Raw genomic sequence first — 21,442 nt, 5'->3', positions numbered from 1 at the left:
AGATAAATGACGAGCTAGAAGCCGATCTAAAAGCTATGATACTTGGAGTATCAAATATGGGTGAAGTAATTTGCACTATGCTAAACTCAAATTTAAATGATGCCAAGATGCTTGAAGAAAAGGCTACAACCTTGGCTTTGGCTATGAAAGAGCTTACACAAGGTGCTAGCACACAAGCAAGCTCACTTCAAGAATCTGCAGCAGCAGTTGAGCAAATGAGTAGCTCAATGAATGCCATCTCTCAAAAGACAGCTGATGTTATAAGACAAAGTGATGAAATCAAAAACATCATAACTATCATTAGAGATATAGCAGATCAAACAAACCTTCTAGCACTTAATGCTGCAATAGAAGCTGCACGTGCAGGAGAGCATGGTAGAGGGTTTGCAGTTGTTGCTGATGAAGTTAGAAAACTAGCAGAAAGAACTCAAAAATCACTTGGTGAGATAGAAGCAAATACAAATGTATTAGCTCAATCAATAAATGAGATGAGTGAATCTATAAAAGAGCAAAGTGAAGGAATAAATATGATAAATCAATCAGTTGCTCAAATAGATAATCTAACAAAAGAGAATGTTGTAATAGCCAATAAAGCCAATGAAGTAACAAGCGATGTTGATAACATGGCCAAGACAATAGTAAGTGAAGTAAGAAAGAATAAATTTTAATCAAACTACTTCATCAATCTTCATAAATTCCAACCTAGTTTAGACTGGGTTGGAATTTTAATATTTTTAAATTTAATTTTTATCCAACTGCTTTAAATTTAATAATCAAAAAGCTTAAACAAAAATGCATGCAGTGCTTTAGCGCAATTGCATGCCACCTCTAACGTGCGAGGGGATTTTACTCGGGCTTTGCCTCGTAACTGCAAGCAGAAGAGGGATTTAAAAAGGGGGATAAGGGGACGGCCTCGTAATTCAAGTCCCCTTGTCTCCCTTTTGGATAAAAGAGTTTATAAATTTAAAGTTGAGATTTCAAAAATAGAAATTTGCTATTTTTACAAATTTTAAAATTTCATGAACGAGTAATTTCGGCTCTAAAATTTGAGCTAAGCTGTAAGCGAAGCCAAATTTTAGTAGTCAATTCTTGCGAGTGAGCGAAAATTTAAAATTTGCAAAGCAATCTAATCAAATTTAAATGTTTGTTTTTCTTTGTTAAGGGGGAAGAGGCTTGAATTACGACGTCGCTCTCTTCCCCCTTAACGATCCCCTAACTCCGACAACGTTAGAGGTGCATGCTTCAGTGCTTCGCACTGCATGTGATTTATTTTTAAGAAATTTCTAGCAAATTTTAAAATTTCATGAACGAGCAATTTCGGCTTTAAAATTTGAGCTAAGCGCTAAGCGAAGCCAAATTTTAGCAGTCAATTCTTGCGAGTGAATGGAATTTTAAAATTTACAAAATAGCTTGATTAAATTTGTAAATTTCTTTTTATTCAAAAGGGAGTTAAATTTCACCTCACCTTATAATGCACACTACCGCCATATGCGATATCTTCGGCTTTTACGTCATCGCTTGTTAAAATCTCACTTATCTTGCCGTTTGCTTCAAGCCTCTCTCTATTCTCTTGAGCGTCTTCTTGGTAGCTATAAACCATCGCAACGCTCACCACGCCGCTAATGCCCTCTATCATCTTAAAAACTCTGATCTCATCTTCAATGCTCTCTGAGCTAACGACCACCACGATCCTATCTTCTGCGTCAGTGATGATCTCGCACTCTTTTAGCTTGCTTATCTCGCCTTTTACGCTCTCATTTTTATTATCCGTATAGACTATCAGGCTTGAAATATTCATCTAACTCTCCAAAATAAAATTTTCTTCTCATAAGCAGAGGTTACGACCTCGTTGTCGCTTATGAAAACTATGCTATTTATCGTGCTTTGACCAGTTTTTAGCATCGCGATCTTATCCAAAGTCACGCTATCAACCAAATTTACATCGCTCATCTCATCGCTCATATAAGCTGCGATCTTGCCATCGCTACTAAGTCCTACGCCATAAACCAAAAAGCCAGTATTTATCTTTTTTAGCGTCCCAGCTGAGAAGATGCCAGCGATCCTGTCGGTGCCTCCGCTGATCATGACGCCATTTTTATAGGCAATGTCGTAGATATTATCAGTGTGGATGTCTAAAATTTTGTCCATTTTTTTAGTATGAACGTTGTAAAAATAGACCTTGCCACTCTCACAAGCGATCGCTAGCGTGCCTCTATCTTCGCTTATCTCCATGTCTGAGAGCATTGCGATAGAGATCTTAAAACTATCATAAATTTCGCCACTTTTTAGGTTTAAAAAGTAAATTTCATTGCTGATTGACGCAAGTGCGACGTGCTCATCATCTAAAAATAGCGCCTTTTTTGTCGCTTGATTAGCCATTTTTATGCTTCTCATCTGCCCATTTTCTCTTATATAAAGCACCTTTGTAGCGTAGTCGCCCTCGCTTAGGATGAGCATCTTGCCATTTAGCTCATCGACATTTAAAATTTTTGGCCTTTCATGGTCGCTAACGTAGGTTTTTATATCATCCATTTTGATGATCTCATCAAATTTAGACTCTTTTGGATCGTAAATTTCAACCGTGCCACCATCAGTTGCGATAAAAAGTTTGCCATTTATCAGCGTGGTGCCAAGCACATTTGCACTAGCTTCTATCTCTTTAATAGGCGTTGTGATCTCATTTGCAAAGACAAAATTTAGCAAGCAAAAAAGAAAAAATAAAACTCTCATAAAGCCTCCATCTCAAGCGAATTTTTAAAACAAACATCAAAGCACTCGCCGCAGCTTACGCAATTTTGATTGATTATAGGGCGAAAAACACCAAGAAACTCAACCGCTTTAAATTTACAAGCATCAAGGCAGTTGTAGCAAATCGTGTCATTCCACGCTAGGCAGCTAGCGACATTGATGCTAACCTTTGCGTTTATGCTCTTTGGTGAGCTTAAATTTAGCGTCGCGTGACCGCTACTTTGACAAGCTTTCGCGCACTCTTCGCAAAAGTCGCAGCCTAGCTTTTTAACTTTAAAAACAACTCTTTCATTTTCAAAGCTAAGAAGCTCTTTTTCACAGGCACTTACGCAGCCAGCCTCACAGCCAGCGCAGTCAAATTCTCCGCTAAAAAATGGTGGATCTATAAATTTGGGAGCAGGTTTTGCCCCCAAAATTTTACTAATTAACTCGCGCCTGCTTTGCATTACTTAACGCCGTCATTTAAAACGTCTAGTAAATTTGACTTATGTGAGCCGTTTTTATCTCTAAAGTCAGGCTTAAATTTGTTGCCAACAAGCTGCGTTACGCCATTTTGTTGCTCGACGTGGCAAGTTGTGCAGTTATATCTCTCATCATCAAGCTTACCTGCAAGATCTTTTTTATTTCTGATGTCATAAAGGTGAGAAGCTGGGATCGCAGTTGCTCCGCTATCTTTTGCAAACTCAGGCATGTGGCAGGTTACGCACATATTTGAATCTTTTGTGATAGGCACCAAACCCTCAGTGTCGTGTGGGATAAATGGAGGTGCATTTTCAAAAGATCTATCAAATCTCTTTGCCATACCTGCTGGCTCTTTTGTGTAGTTGATGTCTTTTAAAACAACGTCTTTATCATCTAACAAATCAACATTTCTAAGGCCGATTTGCGAATCACTAATGCTTGGATTATTCAATGCACATGCCGCTAAAAAGGCAGCGCATAGTGCTCCAAGCGCCATTATTTTCATTTTCATTTTTCTCTCCTTAAATTTCTAATACTAAAATTTAACGCCCCGTCGCCGCAAACGTCGATGCATCTACCGCAGCTTATGCACTCGCTTGAGCTAACCGCGCGGCTCTCTTTACCGATCATATCTAGCACTTGCACCTCTGGGCAGACGAGCTTACACTTCATGCATTTTGTGCAGGCATTTGCGTCGTGTTTTACTCTGATGAGTGCAAATTTTGATATCACCGCGTAAAATGCACCAAGCGGGCAGACGTATGAGCAAATTCCGCGCTTTAGCACGAACATATCAAAGGCAACTATGCCAATGGCGATGCCAATGGCGCTAACTGAGCCATAGATGATGCCACGCTGGATGATACCTATAAAGCTAATGCTCTCAAAAGCTGGCACTGACAGAGCAAGGCTTAAGATAAGAGCAAGTGCTAGCAAGTAGTAACGCAAATTTTTACTTACGTTTAAAATTTTCTCACCCTTAAAGCCAAATTTCTCTCTTAGCTTGTAAGCAATGTCGGTTAGTAAATTTACTGGGCAAACCCACGAGCAAAATGCCCTAGAAGCGACGAGCGCGTAAAATGCAAAGACTATGATCGCGCCAATTATTGCATTTATGCCTACGCTAAAGCCTGCTAGTAAAATTTGAAGCACCGCAAATGGATCGCTTAGTGGAATTTGTCCAAAAAGCGAAGATGAGCTTAAATTTCCGCTAAGTATCTTAACTCCATAAACATTTCCTAGGATAAATAGCACTAGGATAGAAATTTGAGTTATTCGTCTTAAGATTAAAAATTTCATAGCTCACCACCATTTAGATAGTCAGTCGCCTTTTTGATGTCGAGCTTTATCTTGCTGTCGGCATCGTCCACGCGCCTTTCATCTTCTTTTATCCAGCCTTTGACGTAGTTATCGCCAACTTTGCCAAGCACAACTTCGCGGTTTAGCACGGTAATGGCTGCTTTTTCGGTGATACAGGCTCGCTCGCACACGCCGCATCCCGTGCAGATATCGCTATCAACTACTGGGAGTAAAAACGCATGCTTTTGCGTCCTTTCGTTGCGGCGATACTCAAGATACAAGGCCTTATCTATGAGCGGACAGGATCTGTAACAAGCATCGCACTGTATGCCCCAGTATGCCACGCAGTTTTTCATATCGACCACTGCAACGCCCATTTTGGCTTTATTTATATCTAGTTTGCCAGCTGTGCTTACTAAATTTGCATCCAGCGCACCAGTCGGACAGGCTGGCACGCAAGGGATATGCTCGCACATATGACAAGGAATTTTTCTAGGCTCAAAATAAGGCGTACCGACACTTATACCATCTTCAAGAGTTGCAAGCTTTAGCGTATCAAATGGACAGGCCTCTACGCAAAGCCCGCACCTAATACAGCTTTTCAAAAACTGCTTCTCCGCTTTCGCACCAGGCGGTCTAAGAAGTACAAGCGGTGAGGCTTTGGCACTAAGTGACCATATAAAGCCTCCGCCAAGAGCTAAGATCGCCGCCTTAGCTCCAAATTTCAAAGCTTCACGCCTACTTGAAAATTCCATATCAGCCACTTTTATGCCTTGTAAATTTTAACCGCGCACTTTTTATAGTCTGTCTCTTTTGAGATTGGACAAGTAGCGTCAAGGCAGACTTTATTTATAAATACGTTTTCATCAAAGAAAGGCACATAGACAAGACCTACTGGCGGCTTATTTCTACCTTTTAGATCTACTCTTGCTTTTACTTTGCCACGGCGTGACTCGACCCAAACGATCTCATTTTGCATTACGCCAAGCTTTTTAGCGTCATCTTCGTGCATGTAGCAAAGTGCCTCTGGGACGGCTCTATAAAGCTCAGGAACACGCATAGTCATCGTGCCTGTATGCCAGTGCTCTAGAACACGGCCAGTACATAGCCAGAATGGATAATCTTTGCTTGGCATCTCGCATGGATCCATGTAAGGGCGGAAGAAAATTTTTGCTTTGTTTGCAAGAGGAGTTTTCTCTTGATTTTTTACGCCTTTTAGATCGCCTGTTGGAAGAGCTGCGTTTTTGTTGCCGTAGAATGCAAATTTATCATTTGGAGCAGCTTTTTTAGCGTATGGGTCAAATTTAGTGTTAAATCTCCACTGAGTCTCTTTACCATCGACAACTGGCCATCTAAGACCTCTTACTCTGTGGTAAGTGTCAAAGTCAGCTAGGTCGTGACCGTGACCAACGCCAAATTTTCTATACTCCTCCCAAAGATATTTGTGGATGAAAAATCCATATCCTTTAAATTCTTTACCATCTGAGCCGATCACTTTTCTGCTGTCGCCAAAGACCTCAGTATTGTCATAGTTTTCCATGATCGGATCGTTTGCGCTAAATTTCTTAGCATCTTCGTTTGCAAAAAGCACGTCAAATAGCGTATCTTCTTCGCTATATCCCATAGCTTTTGCAGCTTCAAGCACGCTTGGAAGTGTCACTTTGTCATTTAGCTTTTTCTCGCCCCAAACATCTTTTAGTTTAAAGCGCTTACTAAATTCAAGCATCTGCCAGATATCAGGCATCGCTTCGCCAACAGGGAGCACTTGCTGTCTCCAGTGCTGTGTCCTTCTCTCAGCATTACCGTATGCGCCCCATTTTTCGTAAATCATCGCAGTTGGAAGGATAAGGTCAGCTACTTTTGCAGAAATTCCTGGATAAGGGTCACTTACGACGATGAAGTTGTCCATTTCGCGAGCTGCTTTGATCCAGTGGTTTGCGTTTGCAGTGTTTTGCCATGGGTTATTTACTTGAACCCAGATAAATTTAACCTTGCCATCTTCAAGATCACGCATCATTTTTACGTAGTGTGAGCCTGGTACGGCATTTAGTGTGCCAGCAGGTAGTTTCCAAAGTTTTTCAGTGATCTCTCTATGTTTTGGATTGCCGACAACCATATCAGCTGGCAAGCGGTGAACGAATGTTCCAACCTCTCTTGCAGTTCCGCACGCACTTGGTTGGCCAGTTAGAGAAAAGGCACCTGAGCCTGGAAGTGCTTGCTTACCAAGTAAGAAATGCACCATATAAGCTTGCTCATTTACCCATGTGCCGCGTTGGTGTTGGTTAAAACCCATCGTCCAGAAGCTAACGACTTTGCGGTTTTTCTCGATGTAAAGATCAGCAAGTGCTTTTAGTTTTTTCTTAAATTCATTGATATCTTCGTTAGGATCGCCTTTTGCTACCTTAGCTGTAAAGTCAAGTGTGTAAGGCGCAAGAGCTTTTTTAAACTCTTCAAATGTTATTTGCCAGTGATCGCCAGCTTTTGCAGCATTTTTATTTTCTAGTGTATCGCCAGCTTTTAGGCCAAGGTAAGAAAGCGTAACGCCCTCAGCCTCGCTTAGCACCTTTGACTTCTCAGTCGCAGCTGTGTCTAGCTCGCTTGGAGCATATTTTTTGTGGTGGATGTCTGGACGAAGACCATATCCAATGTCAGCTGGCCCAGCTGTGAAGACGCAGTGTTTTTTAACAAATTCTTCATCTATCATCTCTGGGTGGTTATAAACTATCTCACGAGCGATGTAGTTCCATATAGCAAGGTCAGATGATGGAGCAAAAATGATCTCGATATCAGCTAAATTTGATGTTCTAGTTGAGTAAGTACTTAAATTTACGACCTTTACTCTATCAGGATCGCTAAGCTTTCTATCGCTCACGCGCGCCCAAAGGATCGGGTGCATCTCAGCCATATTTGCGCCCCAAGCTATGACAGTATCAGTTAGCTCGATGTCATCAAAGCAGCCTGCTGGCTCATCGATGCCAAAAACTTGCATAAAGCCAAGAACCGCACTTGCCATACAGTGTCTTGCGTTTGGATCGATGCTGTTGCTTCTAAAGCCGCCTTTCATAAGCTTAACTGCTGTGTAGCCCTCTGGGATTGTGTATTGACCAGAGCCAAGCACGCCAACGCCGTGAGGTCCAAGCTCGTCATAAGTCTTTCTAAACTGAGCTTCCATCACGTCAAATGCTTGCTTCCAGCTTACTTGCTTAAATTTGCCTTTTTTGTCAAATTCACCCTTTTCATTTACACGTAAAAGTGGATGAGTTATCCTATCTTCGCCGTACATGATCTTAGCGTTAAAGTAGCCTTTGATACAGTTTAGACCGCGGTTTACTGGTGCTTCTGGATCGCCTTTTACAGCTACTATCTTGCCCTCTTTTGTAGCAACCATGATGCCACATCCGGTTCCACAAAATCTACAGGCAGCCTTATCCCAACGCCAGCCTTTTTCAGCTTCGTTTGCCGCACTTAGCGAGCTTGGCACAGCGATACCGGCACTAGCACAAGCAGCACTAGCTGCAGCACTTTTGATGAAATCTCGTCGATTCATTTTTTCTCCTTAAAAGATTTAAACAAATTTAATAGATATTATCCTCATTAAACTTATTTACCCCTGATTTACATAGATAAAATTTTTAATAAACTTAAAACATAAAATTACATATTAGTTTAAGAAAATTTATATAAACAGCCCTTGATAAAAGAGATGATGCGATAGTTTAAAGCAATTTTTCTACATATTTATTGGGATTTTACAAGTCAATCTTAAAAAAATAAATTATAATTTTATTTAAATAGTTGAGTAGAAATGTAACACATATAATAGGATGAAAATTATGTTTTATTTGGTAAATAGTGTAAATTTTATTAAATATCTTAATTATTTTTATAAATTAAATTTAAAGCCCTCCTCAAGCATAAACCTGGTGAGAGGTGGGACAAAAAAGAGGATAAGGGGGCTTCTTTACTTCGTAGGCTCGTAACTGCAAGTAGAGCGTAACTCAAGCCTCCTTGTCTCCATTTTGAATAAAAAGAAATTTACAAATTTAATAAAGCTTTCTTTGCAAATTTTAAACTTTCGTTCACTCGTAAGAGTTGGCTACTGATTTTAGGTCTCGCAAAGCTTGCCACTAAAATCAGAGCCGAAATTACTCGCTCATTAAATTTTAAAATTACTGGAATTTCAATAAATTGCATACATCGCAAGACAAATTTTAAATCTTACTCGCTCGCCCTAACAACTTACTAAATTTAGGGCTCATAGCCATTCGCCACTAAATTTAGAAGCATGATATGCCAGCTCTAATTTTAAAATTTATCCTAGTTTTTGAAACGCATGCAGTGCGTTAGCACTAAAGTATGCACCTCTAACGTGCGAGGGGTTTAGGGGATTTAAAAAGGGGGATAAGGGGACGGCCTCGTAACTCGAGTCCCCTTGTCCCCCTTTGGATAAAAAAGCTAGAATCTCTTCTTCCTAACCTCTTCAACTATGGCTTTAGCCATCTCATCTACTTCTGATGTTACTTCGTTTGCTTGGTTTGCAATTACCACGTTTTCTTTTGTTAGGTGATCTATTTGAGCAACTGATTGATTTATCATGTTAATTCCTTCACTTTGCTCTTTTATAGATTCACTCATCTCATTTATTGATTGAGCTAATACATTTGTATTTGCTTCTATCTCACCAAGTGATTTTTGAGTTCTTTCTGCTAGTTTTCTAACTTCATCAGCAACAACGGCAAATCCTCTACCATGTTCTCCTGCACGTGCTGCTTCTATAGCAGCATTAAGAGCAAGTAAATTTGTTTGATCTGCTATATCTCTAATGATAGTTATGATGTTTTTAATTTCATCACTTTGTCTTATAACATCAGCTGTCTTTTGAGAGATGGCATTCATTGAGCTAGACATTTGCTCTACTGCAGCTGCAGATTCTTGTAAGCTATTTGCTTGAGTGTTTGCTGAGCTAGCTACTTTTGATACAGATTCAGCTAGAAGTTTAGCTTTTTCTTCTAGTACTTGAGCTTGGTTTAGATTGTCATTTAGCATTTTAGAGATTTCAATGCCAAGAGAGTTTATACCACTTGCTATCTTACCATCATCATCAAGTCTTTTTGTAAAGTCTTGGTTTTTATAAGTATTTAGTAGATCAAGTACATCTTTACCATTACTTGAGATTGCATTTTTAAGAGCAAGTTGTAGATCTTTAAATGTGCTTTTTAGTTGATTTAGAGCTGGGTTATTAGTATCAGCTTCTAAGCTTGCTTCATAGTTGCCATCTTTTATCTCATTTACAAAGGTGTTGGCTTTTTGGATGAAGGTGTTCTCTTTTTCTTTAGATGTTTGGATTTTTTGGATGTTTTCATTTATAAGAGAAGACATAACGCCAAATTCATCTTTAGAAACGATATTTGACTTAACTGGCTCTTTGATCTCGTAGTTTAGAAATTTAAAGAACGAAATAAGCGAATCAGATATATTTGAGAGTGGCTTAAGCGATCTGCTAACGATAAATATAAGAAGCGCTACAATGACTACTATAAATATAACTGAAGAGATGACTTGTGAGACAAGTGTTTTGCTAAGGCTTCCGTCATAATCGCTCCAAGAGTTTGCAGAACATACAAGCCAGTTTGCTTGATCGTAAAGCTCGCAAGCAAGAAGTCTCTCTGTGCCTCTGAGGTTATAAGTAAATGTTTTATCGCCATTTTTCTTATACTCGTTTGAGTAGTCGTCAATGATCTTCATAGCTTCGCTAGCATCAGATAAAACAAGATCCTTATGAACAAAATGAATTATCTTTTTATGTTCTAAATCAAATAAAGCTATCGCGCTACTTGGAGTTGGTTTTATCTTATTAAGCTCATTATCAAGCTTATCTATGCCCATATCCACGCCAAAGACACCAACGACCTTGCCATCAACAACTATCTTTTTAGCGATAGTTAAATTTAAGCCACCAGCTGAGCTTGTGTATGGAGCTGAAAAGATGATGCCCTCTTTTGCAATAGCGTCCTTGTACCAGCCTTTAACCCTCGCATCATAGTTTTTTCTCTGATCAAAAACCATAAATTTACGCTCTTTGCCATCAAGCACAGCGTTATAAACAGCACCATCAGCCGCATAACCAAAGTAAAATTCAGAAAAATCAGTAACCTGCGCTGCGTTCATCAGCACTTTTTCTAAAGCCTCTTTGTCATCCAAAATTTGCGGATGCGCCTCGATGTAACTAGCAAAATTTTGAACGGCTGCAAGCTTGTCTTCAAAAAATGCATTCATATAAAACTGCAAAACTTTTGAAGATGAAGTCTTAGACTCCTTTGCTAGATCGTAAATCCTCTCCTTGGTATTTGTGTAATTCACCGTTGAAAACACGCCAAGCGAGACAACTAAAAGCACCACAATAATGAGTGCTATCTTGTTTGCTGCTTTTTTCATAAACAAAATCCCTTTGTGTAAATTTTATGTTTATATCGGCAAAAATTTTTTATGGTTAATAGCTATTTACAATTATTGAGGTATAAAATTTCAAGCTAAATTTCATATAAAGCCTAGTTTCTAGCATCTGCTAAAACAAGTGCAAAAAGCACATCAATGCCTGCTTTTTGAAGTGTATCTCTAGCTTCTAGTATCGTTGTGCCAGTGGTTACGATGTCATCGACTAAGATAACTGGCGCAGTGATCTTTTTTAAAATTTTAAAATTTCTTGGATTGTTTTGTCTAAATTTAAGATCCTTGCCGCTGTAGCTGACACTGCTTGTCGCATGCAGGGCGTGAAAGATAGGTTTAAGGTTTTTAGCACGAAGTTCATTTGCCAAAATAGCCGTGTGCGAGTAGCCGTGATGCACTCTATCATCTATCGGCAGGGCGTAAATTTGCTCTGGGAAGCTAAAGCTTTTAGCAAATTTCTTAAATGCAAATTTGGCTAAATTTTTATAGATAAAAAGTCCGTGCATTTGGTGCTTTGAGTGGATGAGCTCTTTGATCTCAGAGTAGCCATAGAAGCTATAAATTTTAAAGCCCTCTAGCTCTCTTACCAAAGGGCTTGGCTCGCTTAAAATTTGCGAGCAGGTTTTACAAAATGTCTTTAGCGTAAAGCTCTTGCAAAACGCACAAAACATCAGCTATTTAAGATAGCGATCGCAGAGCGTTTAACGGCGTCGTTGATGATGTCTGTTAAGAATGGCTTAAATGCTCCGCCAGTGCGAACTAGCTCAAATTTGGTTTGGTTGTTTGAGATATTTTTGATGATGCTTTGATCGCCTTTTTGGATTTTAAGAGTGATCTTTATCTTGCCCCTTGTGTTGTCGCTGTTGTATCCGCTCATATTTGCTTCAAATTCGTTTATGAAAACTTCAACCACAACGCCACCCATGCCATTTACATTTGCACCATGAGCTATGAGCTCTTTTTTAAGAGAATCGCCAAAATAGGTCGCGAGATCGTTTTGAAGCACGACGTATTCATCCACGGTACCCTTATCATCAGTTATGGTTGCAATAATGCTTTTGTTTTTGCGACTATCATGCACCGCACTTATATAGACCTCAAAACCATTGCTTTGTTGATTTGAAACAATAGCCTTATAAGGATCAAACGCAAGCACCGTCTGAGTAGGCGCACAACCGCTCAAAAATAGGACAAAAAGTCCAAAGATAGCTAGAAATTTAAATTTACTCATATTTTTCCTTTCAAAGTTTAGTGATCTCATCAGCCACTTTTATGGCAGCTTGCTTGACTAAAAGCGCGATAAAGAAGTCAAACTGACCACTTTTTGACGCCTCAAGCTCCTCCACGTGGTGTCTAGTCGAGATAGGGATTCGTTTTTTGAAATTTATATCTGAAAGCACAAGCTCGCCGTATAGATGTCCGTTTAAAATTTCAGAGCTTCTTGAGTAAGTGCCTCTAAGCTCGTCAAATCTAAAATCAAGCCTATATGTATAAGGCGATGTTTGCGTATCCACGACCACGATGCCACGCGAATTTAGCTCACGTTTTAAAAACATATAAAAGAGCACTTCAAGGCGTGGGTTTGAGTTAAAGACTACGCCGCTACCATCTTCTCTTGTGTAATAAATCGACCTTGCACTGCTTCTAGCATCCACAATCCTATGAAAATAGACCTTTTTTAGTCCAACATTTATGTCGATCATATTTTTTTCTAAGCAGCAATTTATCGCCACGTCACTTCTATACTTGACGCCATTTATAAAGACGCCATCGCCCCTGCCCTTACAAGCGCTGCAGTCAGCTGGGATCCTCATAACCTCTTCAAAATAGGTCTTATCTTGGCTGCTTATGCTCGAACTTTGCACGCCGTCTATGCCCTCGCACGATAGACAAAGGCTAGCTTTTGCCACGCAGCCAGTTAGAAAGATGGCTGCAAAAACTGCTAATAATGTCGCTCTTAGCATTTCACTTCCTTTTGCTCCTTTTGTTTTTTGCGGAGATTTTTCACGCTCTCGCCTGCGATGCCGTAGTTGTTCGTATCGATCTCATCGATAATGACAACGGTATTTTGAGCGCTTCTACCTAAAATTTCGCTTATTAGCTTTGTAACTCCGCTTATCATCTTCTCTTTTTGCTCCACACTTGGGCTATCATTCTCTTTTGTCACGCAAATTTTCACAAACGGCATAGCACTCCTTTTTGTAAATTTAGCATTTAAACCTATAAAAACAGCATAAGACAAGTCATAATGTCGTGAGATGATTTTGGATGTTGCGCATAAATTTTCGATCAAGATAGGACAAATAGTCCATCGAAGAGAGAAAATTTAAAGCTCATTCAAAGGCGCTCACGACACGCCGCTAGTCTATTTTTAAGACAGAGAGAAATGCCTCCTGCGGCAAATTCACCTTACCTATCGCCTTCATCCTCTTCTTACCCTCTTTTTGCTTTTCAAGCAACTTTCTCTTACGCGTGATATCGCCGCCATAACACTTGGCTGTGACGTTTTTACCCATTGATTTCACGGTCTCACGAGCGATTATTTTATTGCCGATACTAGCTTGTATCGCCACTTCAAAGAGCTGACGAGGCACGATCTCTTTCATCGCCTTTACAAAGTCTCTACCCTTTGTCTGCGCCTTGCTCTCAGGCACGATGATAGAGAGCGCATCGACCGTCTCGCCGGCCACTTTGACATCAAGCTTCACTAGATCGCCCACGCGGTAGTCGCTTGGCTCGTAGTCAAAACTCGCGTAGCCTTTGGTGCTTGACTTTAGCTTGTCATAAAAATCCATAACGATCTCGTTCATCGGTATATCATACTCGAGTAAAACGCGGTCAGTCGTGATGTAGTCCATCTTTGTTTGTATGCCGCGGCGGTTGTTTAAGAGCGTGATGATGTTGCCCAAAAACTCGCTTGGCGTGATGATAGTAGCTTTCACGTATGGCTCAAGGATCGAGTCTATTTTATTTACAGGCGGCAACTGGCTTGGGTTTTGAATTTTTAAATTTAGCCCATCAGTTTGGATGACTTCATAAGTCACAGTCGGCGCTGTGGCGATGAGATCTAGGTCAAACTCGCGCTCCAGCCTCTCTTTGACGACCTCCATGTGAAGAAGGCCTAAAAAGCCAACCCTAAAGCCAAATCCAAGTGCGACCGAGGTCTCTGGCTCATAGCTTATAGAGCTGTCATTTAGCTTTAGCTTATCCAGCGCATCACGCAGATCTTCAAATTTATCAGTTTCAATAGGATAAAGTCCCGCAAAAACAAATGGCTTAGCCCTCTCAAAGCCGCCAACTGGCTCTTTTAGCGGATTTCTTGACTGCGTTATCGTATCACCAACTTGCACGTCGCTAACGTTTTTAAGCCCCAAAACAACGATGCCAACCTCGCCAGCGCTAAGCGTTTTGGTCTTGATCGGAGCTATAGGATTTGGATACATGAGGTCTAGCACGATGTGTTTTTTGCCCGTGCCCATGACCAAAATTTCGTCATTTTTTGAAATTTCACCATCATAAACACGCACAAGAGCAAGCGCGCCAAGGTAGTTGTCGAACCAACTATCGTAGATTAGCGCCTTTGTAGGCTTGCTTGCGTCGCCATTTGGCGCAGGGATCCTCGTGATGATCGCTTCAAGCAGCTCTTTTATGCCAACGCCCGTTTTTGCGCTCACTTCGATCGCTCCTGAGCAGTCAAGTCCGATGATGTGCTCGATCTCGTCTTTTACCCTAGCAGGGTCAGCCGCTGGTAGGTCGATCTTGTTGATGACTGGGATGATCTCTAGGTTGTTTTCAAGCGCGATATAGACGTTTGCGATGGTTTGCGCCTCCACGCCCTGGCTGGCATCCACAACAAGCAGCGCGCCCTCGCAGCTAGCTAGGCTACGGCTCACCTCATAGCTAAAATCGACGTGTCCTGGGGTGTCTATCAAATTTAGAACAAAATTTTGCCCATTTAGTGCGTAGTTTAGGCGGACAGACTGGGCCTTGATCGTGATGCCACGCTCTTTTTCGATGTCCATCGTGTCCATGATTTGCGAGCTCATCTCACGGTCGCTTACAGCGCCACACTCCTGAATGAGGCGATCAGCAAGCGTGCTTTTGCCGTGGTCGATGTGAGCGATGATGCTAAAGTTTCTAATGTTTTTCATGAAATCCCTAGTTAAATTTTAGGCGATTTTATAAAAAAAATCGTTAAAGTTGAGTAAAAATGAGTTTGCTAGGCTAGCAAGGCTTAAATTTAAAGCTCAAATTTAGCTCTTAAACTTTTACGCAAAGCGCAGAGCACAACGCAAAGTGAATATAAAAAATAAAGATAAGCAAGAAGTGGCAAAAAAGCAAGAAAAGCTGAAGCATAAACTAAAGCGCTAAGCCCGTATGTCGCAGTTGCCAGCGCTGGCACGTGATAAGTCCAAAGCTCTGGTTGTTCGAACGGAGCATCTATGGCATTAAAATAAATATATAATCCTTTTTCATACAAAATAGAGCGCATATCAAGGCTACTACGAAATTTACTGCGATAAGAGGAACCATATCCATAAAAATACCAAGCAAGCACATAGCCACGACTACTAGATATTCATTTTTTATGCGAAACATTAAATTTAAACCTTTTGCGTCAAATTTTAGTGATAATGCCCAAAATGCTCGTCTTTATGCGCACTTTTTAGCTCGCAGATGAGATCGTCTTTATGTCCAAGGCTCTCGCTCTCAAACTGAAGCGTGACATGGCCGATGCCAACGTGAGAAAGCTCGTGCTCGATGCGCTTTATCATCTTTGAAATTTCAGCCACGCTTAACGCATCATCCACCACCACGTGGGCTATGAGCGCGTTTGTGCCAGCATTTATCGCCCAGATATGCAGGTCATGCACGATTTTAACGCCATCTACACCCTTTATAACGCCTAAAATTTCATCCGTATCAAGCTTAAGCGGCACCGCTTCGATCAGGATATTAAAGCTATCTTTTAGCAAGCTAGCGCCACTTTTTATGATGAGTAGCGAGACAAAGATACTTGCGATGCTATCGGCCTGCGTGAAGTTAAATTTCATCACAAGAATCGCCGCAATAATGGCGCCAACTGAGCCAAGCGTGTCGCCAAGCACGTGCAAATAAGCACCTTTCATGTTTAAATTTTCTTTTGTATCAGCGCTTTTATGCATATAAATGGCTACGACTAAATTTACCACAAGCCCCAAAATGCTAACAAAAAGCATCGTTTCAGCCTCTATCTCTGGCTCGTTAAAAAGCCTGATGATCGCTTCGACTATGACAAAAACGGCAAGCGCGATAAGAGCGATAGCATTTATGAAAGCGGCGATGATCTCGACCCTTTTGTAGCCAAAGGTCTTTTGTAAATTTGCCTTTTTTTCTGCGATCTTAAAAGCGACCAGCGACAAAAAGAGAGCCGCAGCGTCTGAGAGCATGTGAAATGCGTCGCTAATGAGCGCAAGCGAGTTTGAAACGAAGCCAAAAACGGCCTCAACTATCATAAACGTGAAAATTAGAAAAAATGAATTTCTAAGAACGCTCTTGTTGTGCATCATTATCCTTCTTTTGGGCGTCGATCCTCTTGCCTATATCTTTTAAATTTGAAAACTCCTCGATGAGCTTTGGTGAGTCGTCAAGACTGATGACGAAATTCCATATATAGGTCATCACAGAGTAGATGTGGCCGGCATTTGTCTGCTGCGAGCTTAGCACTATTATCGCCACCAAAAAGAGTAGCGAAGCGCTAATGCCGATGATAAAATAGCTCAACGCCTCCCTGTTTGAGATCGCTATACGAAATTTAGAAACGACATCGTAGTGCCTATTTAGCGTGCTTTTATTAAAAACACCTATAACCTTTGCCTCTTTTTCTAGGCGGTCATTTAAGCGAAGATAAAGGTCGTCATTTTTCTTGATATATCTTGGCAAAAATATAAGAAAAAAGGTCATCACTACAAAGCACGCCATAGCGACCTTTGGCTCGACAAAAATGAGCATAAACGCTGAGCCGATGATCGAAATGACCGATGTAAAAAACATAGGAAAATGCATCTCAAAGAAATTTACAAACTCTCGCGAGAGCGCTACTCTGGCGATGATGGCGGAGTCGTCTTTGGCATTTTGTTTTTCATTCATGATGACATTTACAGCAAGCTTTGCGTAGATATTTGCAAAAACTTGCGTATCCACGCGGCGTCTAATGGCTCCTACAAGCCACGCTATGAGCACAAAAAGTGCGTAAATAAGGGAATTTGATGTGTTTCCTTGCATGATTGCGTTGATCGCAAAGCCCGCAAATATTGGGTATGCTAGAAAAAGTCCGTTCTCTGCTAGCACCAAAGCAAAGGTCAAAATGAGCTTTTTGTTATGCTCGGTCGCTATGCTCTTTAGCGTTTTAAAGGCGTTATTTTGCAAATTTACTCCTAAAATTTTCGCGAATTCTAGCCAAAATTTATAAATTTTGAAAAATTTTTGTTGTAACTCTTGACATTACAACAAAAAATCACTATACTTCGCTCATCAGTTGTAAATAAAAATATTACAACATAAAAAACAAGGAGAATAAAATGAAAAATTATCAAGTTGCAAAGGTCGCAAACGAGCCAAGAGTCGAGCTAAAAGAGGCTTTAAATTTAACTGGCTGTGAGGTATCTATAAACGAATTTGCGGCAAATGTGAGCGTGCCATTTGTCCATGCGCACAAGCAAAACGAGGAGCTTTACATCATCACTGATGGCGATGGCGAGCTCTTCATCGATGGCGAAGTGATAAAAGTAGGCAAAGGCGACGCAGTGCGCATAGATCCAGATGGCAAAAGGTGCTTTAAAGCTGGCAAAAACGGTATCAAAATGATCTGCATCCAGACAAAACGCGGTAGTCTAGAGCAATACACCATGACTGACGGCGTGATAGTTGAAGACGTAAAGCCAAGCTGGCTGTAAATTTAGCGAGGCAAGAACACAAAGTGCGAGCGTAAATTTAAAATGCGTATCGACTGTGCGATCAAACAAATCAAATTTAAAGGAGAAACAATGAATATAGCAATCATAGGTGCAAACGGCAAAAGCGGCGCAAATTTAGTAAAAGAAGCGCTAAAACAAGGTTACGACGTTACTGCGATCGTTAGAAACAAAGAGTATAAAAACGAAGGCGTAAAGGTTGTTTATAAAGATATTTTCGAGCTTACAAAGGCTGATTTAACTGGCTTTGACGCAGTTATCAGCGCATTTGCAGCATGGAGCGAAAAGACTTTCCCGCTTCACAAAAAAGTGGCCGCTCACCTAGTAAATTTACTAGAAGGCACTAACACAAGGCTCATCGTAGTTGGCGGCGCTGGCACGTTATTTGTTGATAGCAAAGGCACTATGCTCATGGACACCCCAGACTTTCCAGCTGCATATATGGGCGTGGCAAAGGCTACGGCAGAGTCTTATTTTGAGCTAAAAGGTAGCACAAATGTGCTTTGGACATACGTAAGTCCAGCAGGAGACTACGACGCAAACGGCGCTCGCACGGGCAAATACGTGCTTGGCGGGGATGATCTCATACTAAACTCAAAAAATGAGAGCTACATAAGCTACGCAGACCTTGCGCTTGCGATCATTGACGAGCTAAAAAACAAGAAATTTATCCAAAAGCGTTTTACTGCGGTCGGCGAGAGAGCGTAAGTTTATAAATTTGAGAGCTGCGAAGGCTCGTAAGTCAAATTTAGCTGGCTATTTTTGGCAGAAAATTTAAGTATAATCACGAAAAATTTAAGGACGATCATGCAAATTGGCATTAAATTTTCAACCGCGATACACGCGCTTTTGTGTGCTAAATTTTTTGAAAATGAGAAGGTTACTAGCGAATTTATAGCTGGCAGCATAAACACAAACCCAGTTATCGTTAGGCGCCTACTTGGCACACTAAAGGCTGCAGGACTCGTAAATGTCGCAGCTGGAGTTGGTGGGGTGAGCCTTACAAAAGAGCCAAAAGATATAAATTTGCTTGAAATTTTTAACGCAGTAAACGACAAAGAAAAACTTTTTAAAATTCACTCTGACTCGCCCAAAGCCTGCCCAGTCGGCGGTAGGATAGAGGAGCTTTTGTCTGGGCACTTTTTAAGAGCACAAACTGCCCTAGAAAACGAGCTAAAAAACGTTACTTTGCAAGATTTATTAGACGAGCTTGCAAGATAAATTTAGACTAGAAGCTTAATCCTTTCTAGCCTAAAAATAAATTTACAAACTACTCCTGCATCATGGTCCATTTTTGTGCGATCCTAACGGCATTTGTCGCAGCTCCAACACGGATCTGATCGGCACTGCACCAAAGGTGAAGCACATTTGCTCTAAAGTTATCAACCCTGATCCTGCCAACATAAGTCTCGTTTGTATCGCTTGAGATAGTAGGCATCGGATACTCTTTTTTAGCTGGATTATCGACTACGACGACACTTGGAGCTTTGCTTAAAACCTCTCTTGCTGCATCTGCGCTCACGTCTTTGTCAAAGTGGATGGTGATCGCCTCAGAGTGGCTTCTAAGCACTGGCACACGCACACATGTCGCGCTCACTTCGATATCTTTGTGAAGAATTTTTTGCGTTTCATTGACCATTTTCATCTCTTCTTTTGTGTAGTCATTATCCAAAAAGACGTCGATGTGAGGGATCACATTTAGCGCTAGGCGGTGCGCAAAGACCTTTGGCTCGCACTCATCAAGCTTAAATTCAAAAAACTTTTGCATCTGAACAACAAGCTCCTCCATGCCCTCTTTGCCAGCGCCGCTTGCTGCTTGATAGGTAGAAACATCGACCCTATTGATGCCAAAAGCGTCATTTAGTGGTTTTAAAATTTGAACCATTTGGATAGTTGAGCAGTTTGGATTAGCGATAATGCCGCGGTTTTTCCACATGGCGATGTCACTTGGATTGCACTCAGGCACGACTAGCGGGATATCTTTATCCATCCTAAAATGGCTAGTATTGTCGATAACTACCGCGCCGCTGTCAGCTGCAAATTTGGCAAATTTCTCTGAAACTGAGCCACCTGCACTAAAAAATGCGATATCGATCTCGTGCTCGCTAAAAACTTTCTCGGTTAGCTCTTTTACTTTGTAGTGTTTGCCCTTAAATTCGATCTCCATGCCAACGCTCTTTGCACTTGCAAGTGGCAAAAGCTCACCAACTGGGAAATCAACCTCCTCCATAACTCTAAAAAGCTCTTCGCCGACCGCTCCAGTAGCACCAACGACCGCTACGTTAAATTTTCTCATCTGCTCTCCTTGGTTTCTTTTAATTTTCTTAATTTGCATAATTTTACTAGCCAAAAACTTAAATTTTTACCTATTTTTTACTTCTTGCTTGCAAAAATAGATCTTTTGGCAAAATTTCATCGCCCTCGCTTAGTATCGCTGCACGCTGCACGACTGAGATGAGCTCTCTTATGTTGCCTGGGTAGTCATAGACCAAAAGCTCCTCTTTGGCTGCTTTTGAGAAATTTTTAGCCTCAAAGCCATACTCTTTGCAGCATTTGTCCAAAGCATCCTGCGCGATAGGCAAAATTTCATCCTTTCGCTCGCGAAGTGGCGGGATGAAAAGTGGGATCGTGTTTAGGCGGTAGAAAAGATCCTCTCTAAACCTACCCTCTTTCATCGCAAGCTCTAAATTTGCATTTGTAGCGCAGATGATGCGAACGTCTATCTTTTCGCTCTTTGTAGCGCCAAGTCTTGTTATCTCGCGCTCCTGCAAGGCACGAAGCAATTTTGGCTGTAAATTTATAGGCATCTCGCCGATCTCGTCTAAAAATAGCGTTCCGCCATTTGCCAGCTCAAACTGCCCTTTTTTGGTGGTCGCAGCGTCAGTAAAGGCGCCCTTTTCAAAGCCAAAAAGCTCACTTTCTATCAAATTTTCAGGGATCGCAGCCATATTTAAAGCGATAAATGCAGCGTCTTTTCTAGGTGAGTTTGCGTGGATAAATTTAGCAAAGACCTCCTTGCCAACGCCACTTTCACCACTAAGCATGACAGAAGCGTCTGTTCTTGCAGCTTTTAGCGCGATATTTAGCGTCGCTTCAAGCGCCTTTGAAGTGGCTAAAAAGCCGTTATTTTCGCTTTTGGTTTCAACTTTTTTTATGCTTTTTGGAGTCTTTTGCTTTAGCGCCTCTACCCTTTTTATCGCTTCATATAGCGTTGAGACGTCAAATGGCTTTGTTAAAAAGTCTTTCACGCCGAGCCTAACGCTCTCGATCGCCTTGTTAAGTGTCGCGTTACCAGTCATTATGATGACGTCAAATTTGCCGTTTAGCTCTTTAATGAACTCAAGTCCGTCCATCTTTGGCATGTTTATGTCGGTGATGATTAGATCAGTGTCGTCACTTAGCTTTTTTAGAGCTTCAACTGCGCTCTTGTAGCTCTTGATGTTTAGCTCTTCATACTCGCCAAGTGCGATCTCAAGCGACTTTCGCATATTGATGTCATCTTCTACTATGACGATATTCATTTGATCTCTTTT

22 protein-coding genes and 1 pseudogene are annotated in these 21,442 nt (G+C 41.0%); 4 read left to right on the top strand and 19 right to left on the bottom strand.

Annotated features, from left to right (window positions below):
• A partial coding sequence (locus F3G91_RS10430) for a methyl-accepting chemotaxis protein (protein ID WP_223227819.1) occupies positions 1-668 on the top strand: 668 nt, incomplete at its 5' end.
• Positions 669-1,456: 788 nt separating this feature from the next.
• Here the strand turns inward: F3G91_RS10430 and F3G91_RS05385 are convergent.
• The 17 genes and pseudogenes from F3G91_RS05385 to F3G91_RS05310 form a co-directional block, all read right to left on the bottom strand.
• Positions 1,457-1,798 (bottom strand): chaperone NapD, encoded by a 342-nt coding sequence (locus F3G91_RS05385; protein WP_002939660.1) that lies wholly within the window; start codon positions 1,796-1,798, stop codon positions 1,457-1,459.
• Positions 1,795-2,730 carry a WD40 repeat domain-containing protein gene (locus F3G91_RS05380; protein WP_103611313.1) on the bottom strand — a complete coding sequence of 312 codons (936 nt, stop codon included), beginning with the start codon at positions 2,728-2,730 and terminating at the stop codon, positions 1,795-1,797. Before F3G91_RS05380 ends, F3G91_RS05385 begins: the two co-directional genes overlap by 4 nt.
• Complete coding sequence (locus F3G91_RS05375; protein ID WP_103611312.1) at positions 2,727-3,194, bottom strand: 4Fe-4S dicluster domain-containing protein; 468 nt, start codon at positions 3,192-3,194, stop codon at positions 2,727-2,729. The genes F3G91_RS05380 and F3G91_RS05375 overlap by 4 nt, the downstream gene beginning before the upstream one ends.
• Positions 3,194-3,721: a nitrate reductase cytochrome c-type subunit gene (locus F3G91_RS05370; protein ID WP_103611311.1), complete on the bottom strand. Its 528-nt coding sequence runs from the start codon at positions 3,719-3,721 to the stop codon at positions 3,194-3,196. The genes F3G91_RS05375 and F3G91_RS05370 overlap by 1 nt, the downstream gene beginning before the upstream one ends.
• A complete protein-coding gene (gene napH, locus F3G91_RS05365; RefSeq protein WP_149700922.1) occupies positions 3,718-4,509 on the bottom strand; it encodes a quinol dehydrogenase ferredoxin subunit NapH in 792 nt (263 codons plus the stop codon). The genes F3G91_RS05370 and napH overlap by 4 nt, the downstream gene beginning before the upstream one ends.
• Entirely contained in the window at positions 4,506-5,264 is a 759-nt protein-coding gene (napG, locus tag F3G91_RS05360; RefSeq protein WP_035143078.1) for a ferredoxin-type protein NapG, read from the bottom strand. The genes napH and napG overlap by 4 nt, the downstream gene beginning before the upstream one ends.
• Before the next feature lie 11 nt (positions 5,265-5,275).
• Positions 5,276-8,056, bottom strand: coding sequence for a nitrate reductase catalytic subunit NapA (gene napA, locus F3G91_RS05355; RefSeq protein WP_149700921.1), 2,781 nt, complete (start codon positions 8,054-8,056; stop codon positions 5,276-5,278).
• Between the two features lie 908 nt (positions 8,057-8,964).
• The gene (locus F3G91_RS10800; RefSeq protein WP_508610253.1) at positions 8,965-10,254 is read right to left on the bottom strand and encodes a methyl-accepting chemotaxis protein; all 1,290 of its coding nucleotides are present in this window, start codon (positions 10,252-10,254) and stop codon (positions 8,965-8,967) included.
• Between the two features lie 132 nt (positions 10,255-10,386).
• Positions 10,387-10,677, bottom strand: a pseudogene (locus F3G91_RS10795) (PDC sensor domain-containing protein); the annotation flags it as partial.
• Between the two features lie 380 nt (positions 10,678-11,057).
• Positions 11,058-11,627: a ComF family protein gene (locus tag F3G91_RS05345; protein WP_149700919.1), complete on the bottom strand. Its 570-nt coding sequence runs from the start codon at positions 11,625-11,627 to the stop codon at positions 11,058-11,060.
• A complete protein-coding gene (locus F3G91_RS05340) occupies positions 11,627-12,187 on the bottom strand; it encodes a YajG family lipoprotein (RefSeq protein ID WP_149700918.1) in 561 nt (186 codons plus the stop codon). The genes F3G91_RS05345 and F3G91_RS05340 overlap by 1 nt, the downstream gene beginning before the upstream one ends.
• Before the next feature lie 10 nt (positions 12,188-12,197).
• Positions 12,198-12,920 carry a hypothetical protein gene (locus F3G91_RS05335; protein ID WP_149700917.1) on the bottom strand — a complete coding sequence of 241 codons (723 nt, stop codon included), beginning with the start codon at positions 12,918-12,920 and terminating at the stop codon, positions 12,198-12,200.
• Positions 12,914-13,144, bottom strand: coding sequence for a 2-hydroxymuconate tautomerase family protein (locus F3G91_RS05330; protein WP_103566346.1), 231 nt, complete (start codon positions 13,142-13,144; stop codon positions 12,914-12,916). The genes F3G91_RS05335 and F3G91_RS05330 overlap by 7 nt, the downstream gene beginning before the upstream one ends.
• 172 nt (positions 13,145-13,316) lie before the next feature.
• Positions 13,317-15,107, bottom strand: coding sequence for a translation elongation factor 4 (lepA, locus tag F3G91_RS05325; RefSeq protein WP_021087702.1), 1,791 nt, complete (start codon positions 15,105-15,107; stop codon positions 13,317-13,319).
• Positions 15,108-15,396: 289 nt separating this feature from the next.
• Positions 15,397-15,555: a hypothetical protein gene (locus F3G91_RS10425; RefSeq protein WP_223227818.1), complete on the bottom strand. Its 159-nt coding sequence runs from the start codon at positions 15,553-15,555 to the stop codon at positions 15,397-15,399.
• A 26-nt stretch (positions 15,556-15,581) separates the two neighbouring features.
• A complete protein-coding gene (locus F3G91_RS05315; RefSeq protein WP_149700916.1) occupies positions 15,582-16,502 on the bottom strand; it encodes a cation diffusion facilitator family transporter in 921 nt (306 codons plus the stop codon).
• Complete coding sequence (locus F3G91_RS05310; protein WP_149700915.1) at positions 16,480-17,364, bottom strand: ABC transporter six-transmembrane domain-containing protein; 885 nt, start codon at positions 17,362-17,364, stop codon at positions 16,480-16,482. The genes F3G91_RS05315 and F3G91_RS05310 overlap by 23 nt, the downstream gene beginning before the upstream one ends.
• A 152-nt stretch (positions 17,365-17,516) precedes the next feature.
• Here F3G91_RS05310 and F3G91_RS05305 point away from each other — a divergent pair, with 152 nt between their 5' ends.
• The 3 genes from F3G91_RS05305 to F3G91_RS05295 all read left to right on the top strand — a co-directional run bounded on the left by F3G91_RS05305 (position 17,517) and on the right by F3G91_RS05295 (position 19,130).
• Positions 17,517-17,891, top strand: a complete 375-nt coding sequence (locus F3G91_RS05305) for a cupin domain-containing protein (protein ID WP_103639978.1) — start codon at positions 17,517-17,519, stop codon at positions 17,889-17,891.
• Positions 17,892-17,981: 90 nt separating this feature from the next.
• Positions 17,982-18,617, top strand: coding sequence for an NAD(P)-dependent oxidoreductase (locus F3G91_RS05300; RefSeq protein WP_109146858.1), 636 nt, complete (start codon positions 17,982-17,984; stop codon positions 18,615-18,617).
• A 99-nt stretch (positions 18,618-18,716) separates the two neighbouring features.
• Positions 18,717-19,130, top strand: a complete 414-nt coding sequence (locus tag F3G91_RS05295; protein WP_149700914.1) for an Rrf2 family transcriptional regulator — start codon at positions 18,717-18,719, stop codon at positions 19,128-19,130.
• Between the two features lie 49 nt (positions 19,131-19,179).
• On the opposite strand, the gene F3G91_RS05290 is transcribed toward F3G91_RS05295, so the two are convergent.
• Both F3G91_RS05290 and F3G91_RS05285 read right to left on the bottom strand, forming a co-directional pair.
• Positions 19,180-20,205 (bottom strand): aspartate-semialdehyde dehydrogenase, encoded by a 1,026-nt coding sequence (locus tag F3G91_RS05290; protein WP_148823807.1) that lies wholly within the window; start codon positions 20,203-20,205, stop codon positions 19,180-19,182.
• A 70-nt stretch (positions 20,206-20,275) separates the two neighbouring features.
• Positions 20,276-21,430, bottom strand: coding sequence for a sigma-54-dependent transcriptional regulator (locus F3G91_RS05285; protein ID WP_149700913.1), 1,155 nt, complete (start codon positions 21,428-21,430; stop codon positions 20,276-20,278).
• Between the last annotated feature and the right edge of the window lie 12 nt (positions 21,431-21,442).

The organism is Campylobacter concisus, assembly GCF_902460715.1.
Classification (GTDB): Bacteria; Campylobacterota; Campylobacteria; order Campylobacterales; family Campylobacteraceae; genus Campylobacter_A; species Campylobacter_A concisus_AK.
This window is presented reverse-complemented; position numbering and strand designations above follow the sequence as displayed.

Bases quoted from the DNA above. Each gene is read 5' to 3' on its own strand.
- F3G91_RS05385 (WP_002939660.1), bottom strand. From the start codon at position 1,798: ATGAATATTTCAAGCCTGATAGTCTATACGGATAATAAAAATGAGAGC.
- F3G91_RS05380 (WP_103611313.1), bottom strand. From the start codon at position 2,730: ATGAGAGTTTTATTTTTTCTTTTTTGCTTGCTAAATTTTGTCTTTGCA.
- F3G91_RS05375 (WP_103611312.1), bottom strand. From the start codon at position 3,194: ATGCAAAGCAGGCGCGAGTTAATTAGTAAAATTTTGGGGGCAAAACCT.
- F3G91_RS05370 (WP_103611311.1), bottom strand. From the start codon at position 3,721: ATGAAAATGAAAATAATGGCGCTTGGAGCACTATGCGCTGCCTTTTTA.
- napH (WP_149700922.1), bottom strand. From the start codon at position 4,509: ATGAAATTTTTAATCTTAAGACGAATAACTCAAATTTCTATCCTAGTG.
- napG (WP_035143078.1), bottom strand. From the start codon at position 5,264: ATGGAATTTTCAAGTAGGCGTGAAGCTTTGAAATTTGGAGCTAAGGCG.
- napA (WP_149700921.1), bottom strand. From the start codon at position 8,056: ATGAATCGACGAGATTTCATCAAAAGTGCTGCAGCTAGTGCTGCTTGT.
- F3G91_RS10800 (WP_508610253.1), bottom strand. From the start codon at position 10,254: ATGAAGATCATTGACGACTACTCAAACGAGTATAAGAAAAATGGCGAT.
- F3G91_RS05345 (WP_149700919.1), bottom strand. From the start codon at position 11,627: ATGTTTTGTGCGTTTTGCAAGAGCTTTACGCTAAAGACATTTTGTAAA.
- F3G91_RS05340 (WP_149700918.1), bottom strand. From the start codon at position 12,187: ATGAGTAAATTTAAATTTCTAGCTATCTTTGGACTTTTTGTCCTATTT.
- F3G91_RS05335 (WP_149700917.1), bottom strand. From the start codon at position 12,920: ATGCTAAGAGCGACATTATTAGCAGTTTTTGCAGCCATCTTTCTAACT.
- F3G91_RS05330 (WP_103566346.1), bottom strand. From the start codon at position 13,144: ATGCCGTTTGTGAAAATTTGCGTGACAAAAGAGAATGATAGCCCAAGT.
- lepA (WP_021087702.1), bottom strand. From the start codon at position 15,107: ATGAAAAACATTAGAAACTTTAGCATCATCGCTCACATCGACCACGGC.
- F3G91_RS10425 (WP_223227818.1), bottom strand. From the start codon at position 15,555: ATGTTTCGCATAAAAAATGAATATCTAGTAGTCGTGGCTATGTGCTTG.
- F3G91_RS05315 (WP_149700916.1), bottom strand. From the start codon at position 16,502: ATGCACAACAAGAGCGTTCTTAGAAATTCATTTTTTCTAATTTTCACG.
- F3G91_RS05305 (WP_103639978.1), top strand. From the start codon at position 17,517: ATGAAAAATTATCAAGTTGCAAAGGTCGCAAACGAGCCAAGAGTCGAG.
- F3G91_RS05300 (WP_109146858.1), top strand. From the start codon at position 17,982: ATGAATATAGCAATCATAGGTGCAAACGGCAAAAGCGGCGCAAATTTA.
- F3G91_RS05295 (WP_149700914.1), top strand. From the start codon at position 18,717: ATGCAAATTGGCATTAAATTTTCAACCGCGATACACGCGCTTTTGTGT.
- F3G91_RS05290 (WP_148823807.1), bottom strand. From the start codon at position 20,205: ATGAGAAAATTTAACGTAGCGGTCGTTGGTGCTACTGGAGCGGTCGGC.
- F3G91_RS05285 (WP_149700913.1), bottom strand. From the start codon at position 21,430: ATGAATATCGTCATAGTAGAAGATGACATCAATATGCGAAAGTCGCTT.